Genomic DNA, 11,195 nt, shown 5'->3' with positions numbered 1-11,195 from the left:
GGGCGGGCATCTGCCGCCGCAGTACAAGCGTACCCTGAAAATGCTGTCTGCCGAATGTGGCGAGTCGCAGGAGGTACTTTTGCGGAAGGCGCTCGACATGCTTTTCACAGCGCAACGGATCGAGTTGCGCTAAAGCCTGCATGTAGGACTGTTGGCATGTCTACATGCCGGGATTTTTGGCTTTGGCGATTGGGGCCGACTCTGGCACCATAGCAAATCAGATTCCGTCGATTCTGGCGGGACTTACGAAGGAGGGCTTAGGCCCAGACACACAAAAACCCGCCAAGGGCGGGCTTCTGATACCGGGAGAACCGGGGAAATTCGCTTCTGAACAATTCGGATTTTCCCAAATCTCCCGGCACATTGCAAGAGAAATCTTGCCACGGCTTTTTGCGCCCTTTTTCCGGGGGTTCAGGCCGTGAGCGGCCCACCCTTTGGCGGTTCATCGCAACCGAAAGGGGGAATCATGTTTCAATCCATAGGCGACATTACCGCCGTACAGCAGGGCAGGGGGCGCAGAACGCACCAGCCCATCCACCGCCATTCCCGGCCGGCCGGCCACTGCGAGGGCGTTTTCTGGCGCTCTACGAGCCGCCGCGAGGTACAGCAGATCGTGCTTGCCGCCCGCCGCTACGAGCTGGCGACGCGACAACCAGGCGCGCGAAGTGGCGCGCTTGGTTTTGTCGCTCTGGAGGTGCTGGAGCTGTTCGCCAATCTGGTCAATTTCCGCAACGGCCGGCTGGACCCGTCGCTAGATTTCCTGATGGCGAAGCTCAAACGCTCGCGGGATGCCATCGTGCGGGCGCTCGCGGCGCTGCGCACCCATGGTTTTCTGGACTGGCTGCGCCGGTTCGAACCGACCGGCAACGAGGGCAGTGGACCGCAGGTCCGGCAGGTCAGCAACGCTTACCGGCTTTTCCTGCCCCGCCGTGCGGCGGCGATGCTCGGCCGGTTCTTCAAGATCCCGCCCGCGCCGGATGACCACAGCCATGCGCAGGAGATCCGCACGGGCGAATATGAAGCCTACCGCGCGGCCCTGTCGGAGCTGGAACGGACAGTGATGGATGTTGACCCCGACGACCCGCTCGGCGCGGCTTTGCTGCGCTTTGCGCAGGCCCGCGCGCATCGAGCAGAGCGCGAGTCCGCCAAGCAGACTGAATCCCGATCTAGTTCTATTTCATAGGGGAACCGGCATCGGCCTGCGGCCGATGAGTCAGCGGAGCGCGGCCTTTATGGTTCGCTTCGCTCACCGGCCGCGCAAGATTTCCCACCCTCACCTGCCATCGTACCGCCATGCTCGCTATGGCAACGGCTTCGCCGTGCTCCACTTCGTTTCGCCCCTTCGGGTGCCTGCCGCTGCGCGTGGCGGTGCGTTGGAGGTATCGGGACGGGGAACATCAAAAGGCCGCGCTTCGCGCGGGTTCGAAGCGGCCTGCGGCCCGCATCGAACAGGGAACAGGATTTTTGTCTGCGTGTAGAACGTCGATTCCTGCGCCAAGGATGGCTCCACAGAGGCGCGGCAAGTTTTTTCGACCCGAACACCGCAGACGAAAGACGCCCCTCAGCGGCCGTCTATGACCGCCGCTATGGGAATATGTGTCTATTGTAATTCGTCATATTACACGATACAATCATTTCATGATAGCGGCATTCAAACACAAGGGATTGAAGCGATTTTTCGAGGACGACGACCGGAGCAAATTGCCCCCGGAGCTGATCGACCGCATCGCGGAGATTTTACAGGTGCTCGACGCCGCTACAGGTCCGGAGGGCATGAACAGGCCTTCGTTCCGCCTGCATCCGCTCAAGGGCGACCGCAAAGGCCAATGGGCCGTCACGGTGCGGGCAAACTGGCGCATCGTGTTTGGCTTTGCTGGCGGGAACGCTATCGACGTTGATTTTACAGACTACCATTGAAAGGAGGCATCACCATGCCGATGAAGAATCCACCCCATCCCGGCCGGGGCTTAAAGGCCGATTTTGACGAGCTGGGCCTGACGACCGCGCAGGCGGCCGAGGCCTTGGGTATCAGCCGGAACCAGCTCCACCGCGTTGTGACCGGGCAGAGCGATATATCGCCCGAGCTGGCCTTGCGTCTTGAGATCGTAATCGGCAGCACGGCCGAAACGTGGCTGCGTATGCAGGCATCGTATGACGCCGCGCAGGTGCGCCAACGTGCCGGCGAGATCGGCAAAGGATTGAAGCGGATTCCATTGCCGGCGACGCCCGCGCCGGAACAGCCGCGCCTCGTTTAGAGCAGGGTTTTAGGGCTTGCCCCTGAAACCCTGCCTGACTGGCGAAGTCCGGGGGGCAGAGCGGCAAGGGCGGCGAAGCCGGGAAGCGCAGCGGCCCGGAGCCACGCACAGGCCGAAGGCCGAGCATGGCGAGGACCGCGAGAACCCACCCCTTGACGCGGCGTTGGGGGCAGCGCCCCCAGCCTGTATCTGAAATCAGGATCAGTTATTGCACGCGCAGGCTCTGGCTATCTGCGCGTCGGTCGCCTCGGCAGTTGTGGCGCCCGTCATGCGGCGACGTTGCTGTATCCCCACCATTATTTGAACAGCCGCGCAACCTGCGCCGTGCGCCCCGGCCTCGCTCACACTCCCGGAGCCCAAGCCGAGCGCGTTCAGCACGGTTTGACAATTGGAGTTGCTGCCGCCGCTGCCGGCAAAGTTTCTGGTCGCGATGTTGTAGCCACCCCGTGTGGCGCAGACGGTTGTGCAGGAATCCCCATTCGCTCCCGCGTACCAGCAGGCGCCGTTGATCTCGACGCCGCCCGTGTTGCATCCCGGCGGCGGCCCGCCGCCACCACCCGCCGTACCATCGACGATGCAGATAAGGCGTCTTGCTTCGTCGCAATCCCCCGCACCGCGCGTCCACCTGTTGCCGTTCGCGCTGCCGCTTCTGCCTATGATTGCTGTCTGCGCGTTGGAGCTAGAACTCCAAGTGTTGCAGTGCGACGAGCTGCCACTCCCCGCCGGGGAATTTTTCCACCTTGTTGTGACACCAGAGTGACTGTCGCGATTTGTCCAGTAATCAACATTGTCGCCGAAGAACGCGGTATCAGACCATTGAGAGCCGTTATTCGGGCCTTCCGCTGAGGGGTTCGTCGTGAATTCTGCGGCACCGGCGGTAGTACTGCCCGCACGGGCAAAAATGTACTTTGTATTTGGTTTCAGGTCATTGCATTCACTGGAACTACAAAGAAAAGCTTTTACCGTAGCGGCGGAGAGATTCGCGGTCTCTTTTCCCTTCCATGCTTGAGCGGTAAGATTGGCAAGGCACTTGGAATTTGCGCCGGATAGGCCGCCGAGATTGCCGTTCCATGCTTGGCTGGTCAGAACAAAGTAATGGTTGTATTCTGGCAGCCCGCCGCCGCCCGTCGGCATATCGGCGCAGCCCCATCCGCTCGCAGTCTTGACGGCGATCTGTCCTTCGTCGCAGCCGAGGCCGGCGAGCGTGTCGCCGTCCCCGGCGGGCGCGTCCTGATCGCAGATCACCTGCGTTCCGCTTCCACGGCACCATTTGTTGGTGGTCAGCGCGCCGAACTTCCCGTCAACATAGGTCTTGTGCGCGGCATCCGTGCCAACGGTGGGCGCGGCAAGGCCGGTGATCTTCTGGTTGCTCATGGCAAGCGGGCCGGTCATCGTGTCGCCGGCTTTGGTGACTTTTCCGTCCGCATATTGTTTCGTCGCCGCGTCCGTGTTCACGGTCGGCGGGCCGAGGCCGGTGATCTTTTTGTTACCGGCTGCGTTGCCCTGCGTCAGAACAGCATCGAGGTTTGGCGTTGCGCCGCCGCCCCCGCCGCCGATTGCCGTCCAGTCGCCCACGCCGCCCCGCCAGTCGCAGATTTCAAGCGTGGTGGGCGGTGCGGCGGTGTTGCGGCGCAGTTTCTGGTCGTTCGCCTCGCTGCACGCACCCGAGGATGTTTGGTCGGGAACCACTGCAAGCCCGCCGCCCATGCCAATCCATATGGTTCCGTCGCAATACTGCATGACGCTGTGGGTGCTGTTGAATATCTGCTCCCCGGCTTCGCCGGGCGGGTTGAGGCATTGCGCCCAAGCGGTCGCGGGTATCAGTAGAGATAATGTAAAAAGTATCGCTGACCGCATTTCCATATCCTCTTGATATTATTTTTCTGAAATCATGGTATATACTTTATAACGGAGGATCAATAATGACAAAACCGCATAATATACTTGTTGCGCGTGAATATACGAACAGCAACGGCGAGGTAAAAACAGAATGGACGCGCGTTGGCGTGGCCTTTCCGAACAAGAAAGACGGATTCAATTGCAAGGTGTCCGAGGGTCTGGCCCTGACCGGCGATTTTGTGATCCTGCCGCGCACGGACAGGGCGGAAGATGACGGCCCGACCGACGAATAAGCCCCGGAAATTTCGAGGCTTTGCAGTCATCGAGCGACCGGACGGCCACCTTGTATGGGGGACGTTCCGGCGCACCGAGGACGAGGCCCGCGCGGCATTCGAGCGGTGGAATCCTACCCCGCCCGGCTTTTCCCCCGCCGCGCGGGTCTTGCCGGTGGAAATTCTTCTGCTGGACGAAAAATAATCTATCCTTCGATAAATTCTATGCCGGCGTCGGCCTTCGCGCCGAGGATGTTTTCGCGCTGCCGCTGCAACACAGTTTTGAATTGGTTCGGGATCGCGTCCCATGTTTCGGGGTCTATGTCGTAGATTGTTTCGGTCAAAAGCCGCTCGGCAAGGCCCATGAGGCGGGATGCGGTGGAGGCTGCTCTTTTGGAAAAATTCGCGACCTTCATGCGGTGGGCGATGTGATGGCAGGCATAGCCAAGCCCGCCGCTGATCGAGAACATCAGGGCAAGCACACCCAGAACTTGGAAGGTCTGGGTGTAGTGGGGCAGAAAACGGAAATTCGGCAGCATGTTGTTCTCCAGTATGAAGATCAGCCCAGCAATTCCCGCGATAATTGACGCTATGCCGCGCAGGCGGCGGCGGTTCTTTTTGCCATCGTACGCGCGCGCTTCAGCGTAGATGTTTTGCAATTCGCGGCCGGTCTGACGGATTTCATCGTTGAGCAATTCGGCGCGAAATTTCGACGGATGCGGCAGCTCGGCCGGCGGCGGCGCGAAGTAGGGGTGCGGGCGGATGCACAGCATGTCACCGCCGCGCAGGAACGCGATCATGGCGCGCGCGATTTTGTCGTTCTTGCCCTTACCGATCAGCTTAGCCACGCCGTCCGGCGTCAGGCGCGGTTCACCCCGCCTTTGCAATTCGTGCTGATATTCGCGCATGGCTTCCTCATCCATGCGCTGCTCCTGTTCGCGCAGCCGGGCGACCGTGACCTGTTTCGCCGCCTGCTGGTGCGCTTCAAGCTCATAGGCGACCTGATTGAGGGAGTTGAGAATCCCGGTACCGATAAACAGGGCGGTATTTGTCGAGGGATTGCGTGAGGGCGGCGCGCCGATAGGCCGGGGCGGGATGACGGGGCTTCCCGCTTCCTGCGCGAGCTTGTCGCTGACGAGCTGCGCGCGCACGGGCGGGCGCGCCTTGATATCGTCGAGTGTGACGATACCGACCTTGCGGGAGATATATTCAAGGGTCGCCTGATCGGTAACGCCGAAGAAGGTGACGGCATCGGCGTTGGCGAAATAGGTTTCGCTGATATCCTTGTAGAGGCTGCGAAGCTGGTCAATGTCCTGCATGATCGGCCACAGGTGCAGGCCGTAATCGCGCATCAGCCCCGCCGATTTCGAGACGATATCGAGTCGGCCGAGGCTGTAGAATTCATCGAGCATGAACAGGCAGCGGCCTTGTCCGCGCGCGCCGCTTTTCATCATGGCTTCGATGGAAGCGCGCACGAACAGGCGCAGATAAGCGGCGTGGGTTTCGAGATATTGCGGGGGGATGATGACGAACAGAGAGATTTTGCCGGCCTTCAGTTCGGAGAGATCGAAGGACGATTCCTTGAGCGTGGCGGCGATGGGATCGGAATCGAGCCATTCCGTATAGCGGCGCGCCGCGCCGAGGAAATCGCGTTCCATGCCCTTTTCGGTTTCAAGCGCGGTTTGAATCTGGATGCCTGCCGCGCGGGCGAGGCGACCAAAGGCCGTGCAGGACTGCATGCGCTGTGCATCGGCGTGGAGTTCATCTTTCGTCTGCAACAGCAGCGCGCGCAGGGCCGTCAGGTTGCGGTGTTCGGGCGGTGCGGTTTCAACGATGAAGGCAAGGAGGCCGGCAAGGATGGTGGCTGCGCCGGCATACCATTCTTCGTGGCGTGGATCGGATCGCTTAACGAGACCGTCCGCGATCATCTGCAAATGTTCGCGGCCGTCGATATCGGCCGGGGTGATGGCGGCAAGCGGGTTGAAGGAGCCGCGCAGCCGTTCGGGAATGGCGGTAATCCTGAAAGGATCGAGCGCGACGACCTTTTGCCCCATCGCCTCGCGGGCTTCCCACAGCGCGGCAATGCTTTCGCCCTTGGGTTCCACAATCAACAGATTGTCGGCCCATCGTAGCCCGTTCGGCACGACGAGGCCGACACCTTTGCCCGCGCCGGCCCCGGCGATGGTCAGTGCGTGACGTTCGAGGGTGACGCCGATTTCGCGGTTTCGTTCATCGAGGCCGAGATAGATCGCGCCTTCGCCCGGTGTATACAGGTGCACGCCTGCGTTCGCGAAGAAGCTCACGCCCTTGCCGTCGCCCGCCATTATTCCCCCGCGTCATTTCCCCTTGGCGCAATCCTATGTGCCGGCGGCGGGCTGGCAAGAGCGTGTTGCATGGGCGCGCGCAAATTCGGGTTAATGCCCTCTTAACTGTGGGTGCGGTATCGTTTATGTAGTGAGGAATAACAAGCATAGTTTTTGTGATACAAAAACGCTTGCCGGGGCAGGCCCCGGACCCCGAGGACAGCGCATGACGGCGACCACCCGGAAAGGCGGCAGGCCCCGCAAAGACCCCCACGAGGCCCGCACCGAATGGCTACCGGCCATGCGTGTGACGCCAGCCGAGCGTCATCACATAGAGCAGCAGGCGGCGCGCGCCGGCTTGCCGGTGATGGAGTACCGGCGGCGCGCGGCCATGGGGCAGCGGATTGTTGCCCGGCGCACCGCCGCCGACGACAAGGCCCTTGTCGCCCTTGCCCGCGTCGGCGCGAACCTCGCGCAGATCGTGCGCGCCCTGAATTATCGTCAGGGCATTCCCGCCGATCTGGCCGAGACGTTGGCGGAAGTGAAAGCCGCCGCCAACATGATCGCCGGGGAAGATGGAAAGTGAATTTCCAGCTCGCCCCGATAGGCCATAGCTTCAAAGGCAGCATGGCCTATTACCTGCACGACAAGCGGCAGGAAGGCGATGCGCAGCACCCGCAGACGGCCGAGCGTGTCGCGTGGACCGAGACGCGCAATCTACCGACAGACGGCCCGCAGACGGCCATGCGCATCATGATCGCGACGGCCTCGCAGGCCGACGCGCTGAAAGCAGCGGCCGGGATCAAATCGACCGGGCGCAAGGCGACGGCCGGGCCGGTGTTCGCGTTTTCGCTCGCATGGCATCCTTCGGAATCGGACGCGCTCGACCGTGCGGAAATGACCCGCGCGGCCGATCATGCGTTGAAGGTTTTAGGCCTCGATCACTTGCAGGCGGTATTGGTTGCGCACCGTGACACGGCGCACCCGCATGTGCATGTGATCGTCAACCGCGTCGATCCGAATACCGGCAAGACCGAGCCGATCCGCAAGCCCGCCGTTCTGGCGCTCGACAAATGGGCCGACCGCTACGAGAAAGAGCGCGGGAAGATCGTCAGCCCGAACCGCGCCGAAAAATATGACGAGATCGAGCGCAAGCGCGCGCAGCATCAGGACCGCCAGAAGCGGCGCGATCATGACCGGCAACGCCGGCAGGATGCGCAGGCGCGCCCTGTATCGGAGAAGTCGCCCGGCGCGATGCTCAAGGAGCTGCACGACGCGCAGAAGGCGCGGCACCGTCAGGAATGGAAAGACCTTGGCCGCGCGGACAAAGCGGCGCGCGATCAGATTTACACGGCGTTCGGCGGGCGGATGAAAGAAGCCGCCGCGCTTCACAAAGCCGAATGCAAGCCGATCTGGGCGGCGCATTTTCGGCAGGCGCGCGATAGCCGGCGGGCGTTCGAGCGGCGCGAGCGCAACCTTGCCGGCGTGATCGTCAACGCCATGATGGCGACGACACAGCAGAAGATTAGCGGGCAGCTCGGCAATCGCGGCGTGTTGTCCGCGACGTTCGGCAACGCGCTTTCCTCACAGGCCCGCGCGGCGGCGTTCGCGGCGGCGGAAGTGACCAGCCGCGGCACCTTGCAGCGGCAGCTTAAAACGATCCTCGACCGGGACATGACGGACCTGCGCGCGCAGCGCGCGGCGGCATTGTCGAAACAGCGCGCGGATTTTGCGGCCACGCGGACGGCCTTGATCGCGCGTCAGGACGGCGAGAAGATGAAAATGCGCGAGGCGTGGCGGCAGCATTATGAACGCCGCCCCGCCGGTCGCGGTCGCAAACCGTACTGGAAGGCGCAGGAGAAGCCCGCGCCGGCATCGAGGGAGAATCCCTTGCCGAAGAAGGAATTTGATCGGGCGCGCGCGCCGACGCCCGAGCCGCGCAAGGTTGCGAGCGCGCCGGAATATGTCGCGCGGCCTGCCCCGGCGCCCTCGCCTACCGGAGAGGCGCCGCAACCGCCCAAGCGGTCTTTGCAGGAGGTGCCGCAGGTCGAACGGCAGCAGCAACCGCCCGCCTCTTCCCGGCCTGTCATGGCGAAGGATTGGGACGCGGCGGCGAAGCCGCAGCAGCAGGAAGCCGCGCCGCCGCCGAAGGATTGGGGGCAGGAAAAGCCGGCCCCGGCGCAGCCGGAAATGCGCAAGGACTGGTCGGAGCGCGCCTTTGAAAAGGGCCGGGGCGAGATCAAGCCCCTGCCCGCGCGTGACCGCAGCCGGGATGACGGGCCGGAGCGGTAGATTGCTATTCTGGCGGGTATCGCCGCGCGCCGTGCAGGACGCGGATAATGTCGATGAAATGCGGATCATCGAGCGTGTAGACCAGCCGAAACGGCGTGCGGGGGACAGTTATTTCGCGGGTGCCGGCTACGTCGCCCTCACGGCCGAGCAGCGGAAAGGATTCGAGTTGTTCGGCGACCGTGAAAATGGCCGTCAGGACACGTTCAAGCCCTTTGGGGCTTTCCGGTTCGATGTGCTGCTTTATGGCGTCTAAATCAGCTTCGGCGGTGTCCTGAAAGCGGACGTGCATCAGAATCCGAACTTGCGGCGGGTTTCTTCGAGGGTTTTGTACGTGGCCTTGCCGCTGCGCTTATGGTCCAAGGCCTCTTGAATCTGGCCGTTCATCCATGCGCGATGCGCGGGGCTGATTTCAGCATCCGCAACGGGGGCCAGATAATCGGTCGCAGGCTTTTTTTCTTTGAGCATGGTCATAGGGACATTTTATCAGATTGTCGCCCGCCGATCCAGCCGCGAGGCTAAGGCGTAGCGCGCCTATTGGCTTCGACGCGCCGCCCGGCATCATCGACCATGAAATAGCTGTATGCGCCGCCCTTGTAGTTCGGGTGGACGAGCAGCTTTGCGCCCGAGGCCCATGATTGCGAAATCGGCCGATCTTCGGGCCGGATTTCCCAGATATGCAGATTGTCGGTCATGATGGCGTCACCGCCCCATATCTGGGCTTCGACGCTGCGCCGTATGAAGACAACATCGCAGGGGCTGAAATCGACCACCTTGATCGTCTGCATGGCGGCTTCGGCGTGATTGATGATGAGCGAGAGTATTTTTTCCACTTCGCTATATCGCCAGTAGCCGGCGCGGTCGGCGTGGCGCTTGTCGGCGCTCGGGTCCGCCTTCGCCAACAGGCGGGCGTCGTCTATGAGTTTAGTTATCCACCGCTGAATATCGCGTTCGCCGTGCATGGCCATGGCCTTTCGATGACGGGTTCAATGGGGTCGCTGCGCGGCTTTCAGTTCGGCCAGTAAGCTGTAGAGTTCGGCGCGCAGGCTGTTGAGCCGGGCGGATCGTTCTTCCAGATCGGCCGCTGAAAGGCCGGCCATGTCGCGCGACAGGGCGTCAATTTCTGCGTTGATCGCGTCAATCCTCGACATAATATTCATCGTCGGTTGCTTCCTCCAAATCTGATAATCGCCATTATGGAACCGATTTTGAAGTAATCGCGCAGTGATGAGGAAATCAAAAATCGCGCCCCCACAAGGCTGGCGATTTTTTATTTCCGGGGGCAAATATTCGACCCCTGCCCTGCTGCGGTGCAGCACAGGCGATTACTTGACCAGAACGGCGAATCCCCTCACGCTGTTTGCAAGCCGGCATGTTAACATGTTGGCGTGCGTAACGATTCGTTAACCCTAACATTCCTACATGTTAACACCATGAAAATTTTGGCTGTCATATCCCAAAAAGGCGGGGCTGGTAAAACCACCCTCGCAACGGCACTTGCCGTAGCCGCGCAGCATGACGGCCGCGAAGTCGCCCTGCTCGATCTGGACCCACAGGCAAGCGCTTGTTTTTGGGGCGACCGGCGCAAGACCAATAATGGTGGGGTTGAAGCGCCCCCGGTTAGGGACGTGAATTGGAATCGCTTACGATTTGCCCTTGAGCAGATCGGCGGCGCGGGCAAGCCATCCGGCCTAATCGTGATCGACTGTCCGCCGCAGCAACGCGACATTGCCGCCGAGGCCATTCGCTTTGCGGATATGGTGCTGATACCGACGCGGCCCGAGGTGATCGACCTACACGCGACCGCCGAGACAATCCGCACGGTGCAACAGCAGGGCAAGGCGGCACACGTGGTCTTGTCAGCCTGCCCCATTTCCGGGCCGGAGATTGAGGAGACAGAAAACTGGATTACCGCCAGCATGGGCGCGGAGCTTGTGCCGGTGCGGGTTCATCAACGCAAAGCCTATTCGCGTGCAATGGCCGCAGGCCTTACAGCGCAGGAGTTCGAGCCGGAAGGCAAAGCCGCCGCAGAGATTCAGAAACTCTACATGTTCACATGTAGGCATTTATTCGGAGTGCAGAAAAATGGCAAAGCAAAGCAAACAGTTTCTCGGCGCGCTTAACAGCATCTCGGCGGGGAATGCTCCCGCTCCCGCTTCGGCACCGGTCGCGGAGGCGGCGCAGGAGAAGCCGACAGGCCGCTATTATGCACCGTCGCGGCAGGGCAAGCAGCTTGT

14 protein-coding genes are annotated in these 11,195 nt (G+C 61.7%); 8 read left to right on the top strand and 6 right to left on the bottom strand.

What is annotated here, in order from left to right; all coding sequences use genetic code 11:
• Positions 1–10: 10 nt before the first annotated feature.
• From KIO76_RS31875 to KIO76_RS30795, 4 genes are all read left to right on the top strand, one after another.
• Positions 11–133 carry a ribbon-helix-helix domain-containing protein gene (locus KIO76_RS31875; RefSeq protein WP_502761922.1) on the top strand — a complete coding sequence of 41 codons (123 nt, stop codon included), beginning with the start codon at positions 11–13 and terminating at the stop codon, positions 131–133.
• A 333-nt stretch (positions 134–466) separates the two neighbouring features.
• Entirely contained in the window at positions 467–1,183 is a 717-nt protein-coding gene (locus KIO76_RS30805; protein WP_213327492.1) for a helix-turn-helix domain-containing protein, read from the top strand.
• 455 nt (positions 1,184–1,638) lie between these two features.
• On the top strand, positions 1,639–1,917 hold the full coding sequence (locus KIO76_RS30800; protein ID WP_213327491.1) for a type II toxin-antitoxin system RelE/ParE family toxin: 279 nt from the start codon (positions 1,639–1,641) through the stop codon (positions 1,915–1,917).
• A 14-nt stretch (positions 1,918–1,931) separates the two neighbouring features.
• Entirely contained in the window at positions 1,932–2,255 is a 324-nt protein-coding gene (locus KIO76_RS30795; protein WP_213327490.1) for a HigA family addiction module antitoxin, read from the top strand.
• Between the two features lie 201 nt (positions 2,256–2,456).
• Here the strand turns inward: KIO76_RS30795 and KIO76_RS30790 are convergent, their stop codons facing one another.
• Entirely contained in the window at positions 2,457–4,112 is a 1,656-nt protein-coding gene (locus tag KIO76_RS30790) for a DUF1554 domain-containing protein (protein WP_213327489.1), read from the bottom strand.
• A 65-nt stretch (positions 4,113–4,177) separates the two neighbouring features.
• Between KIO76_RS30790 and KIO76_RS30785 the strand changes: the two genes are divergently transcribed.
• On the top strand, positions 4,178–4,387 hold the full coding sequence (locus tag KIO76_RS30785) for a hypothetical protein (protein WP_213327488.1): 210 nt from the start codon (positions 4,178–4,180) through the stop codon (positions 4,385–4,387).
• Positions 4,388–4,572: 185 nt separating this feature from the next.
• Here the strand turns inward: KIO76_RS30785 and KIO76_RS30780 are convergent, their stop codons facing one another.
• The gene (locus tag KIO76_RS30780; protein ID WP_213327487.1) at positions 4,573–6,690 is read right to left on the bottom strand and encodes a type IV secretory system conjugative DNA transfer family protein; all 2,118 of its coding nucleotides are present in this window, start codon (positions 6,688–6,690) and stop codon (positions 4,573–4,575) included.
• Positions 6,691–6,895: 205 nt separating this feature from the next.
• On the opposite strand from KIO76_RS30780, the gene KIO76_RS30775 reads away from it, so the two are divergent.
• Together KIO76_RS30775 and KIO76_RS30770 are read left to right on the top strand one after the other, a co-directional pair.
• Entirely contained in the window at positions 6,896–7,255 is a 360-nt protein-coding gene (locus tag KIO76_RS30775; protein ID WP_213327486.1) for a plasmid mobilization protein, read from the top strand.
• Positions 7,252–8,961: a relaxase/mobilization nuclease domain-containing protein gene (locus KIO76_RS30770; RefSeq protein WP_213327485.1), complete on the top strand. Its 1,710-nt coding sequence runs from the start codon at positions 7,252–7,254 to the stop codon at positions 8,959–8,961. The genes KIO76_RS30775 and KIO76_RS30770 overlap by 4 nt, the downstream gene beginning before the upstream one ends.
• A 4-nt stretch (positions 8,962–8,965) precedes the next feature.
• Here KIO76_RS30770 and KIO76_RS30765 read toward each other — a convergent pair whose 3' ends face one another.
• Genes KIO76_RS30765 through KIO76_RS30750 form a run of 4 tightly spaced genes read right to left on the bottom strand, consistent with a single transcriptional unit; the run spans position 8,966 to position 10,277 of the window.
• On the bottom strand, positions 8,966–9,250 hold the full coding sequence (locus KIO76_RS30765; RefSeq protein ID WP_213327484.1) for a type II toxin-antitoxin system RelE/ParE family toxin: 285 nt from the start codon (positions 9,248–9,250) through the stop codon (positions 8,966–8,968).
• Positions 9,250–9,432 (bottom strand): hypothetical protein, encoded by a 183-nt coding sequence (locus tag KIO76_RS30760; protein WP_213327483.1) that lies wholly within the window; start codon positions 9,430–9,432, stop codon positions 9,250–9,252. Before KIO76_RS30760 ends, KIO76_RS30765 begins: the two co-directional genes overlap by 1 nt.
• Before the next feature lie 44 nt (positions 9,433–9,476).
• Complete coding sequence (locus tag KIO76_RS30755) at positions 9,477–9,926, bottom strand: hypothetical protein (RefSeq protein WP_213327482.1); 450 nt, start codon at positions 9,924–9,926, stop codon at positions 9,477–9,479.
• A gap of 18 nt (positions 9,927–9,944) precedes the next feature.
• The gene (locus tag KIO76_RS30750; RefSeq protein WP_213327481.1) at positions 9,945–10,277 is read right to left on the bottom strand and encodes a hypothetical protein; all 333 of its coding nucleotides are present in this window, start codon (positions 10,275–10,277) and stop codon (positions 9,945–9,947) included.
• A gap of 114 nt (positions 10,278–10,391) precedes the next feature.
• On the opposite strand from KIO76_RS30750, the gene KIO76_RS30745 reads away from it, so the two are divergent.
• The gene (locus KIO76_RS30745) at positions 10,392–11,081 is read left to right on the top strand and encodes an AAA family ATPase (protein WP_213327480.1); all 690 of its coding nucleotides are present in this window, start codon (positions 10,392–10,394) and stop codon (positions 11,079–11,081) included.
• The last annotated feature ends 114 nt before the right edge of the window (positions 11,082–11,195 follow it).

This window comes from Chelatococcus sp. YT9, from assembly GCF_018398315.1.
In the GTDB taxonomy this organism is placed as follows: domain Bacteria; phylum Pseudomonadota; class Alphaproteobacteria; order Rhizobiales; family Beijerinckiaceae; genus Chelatococcus.
The sequence above is the reverse complement of the archived record's forward strand: the minus strand, read 5'-3'. Positions and strand labels throughout refer to the sequence as shown.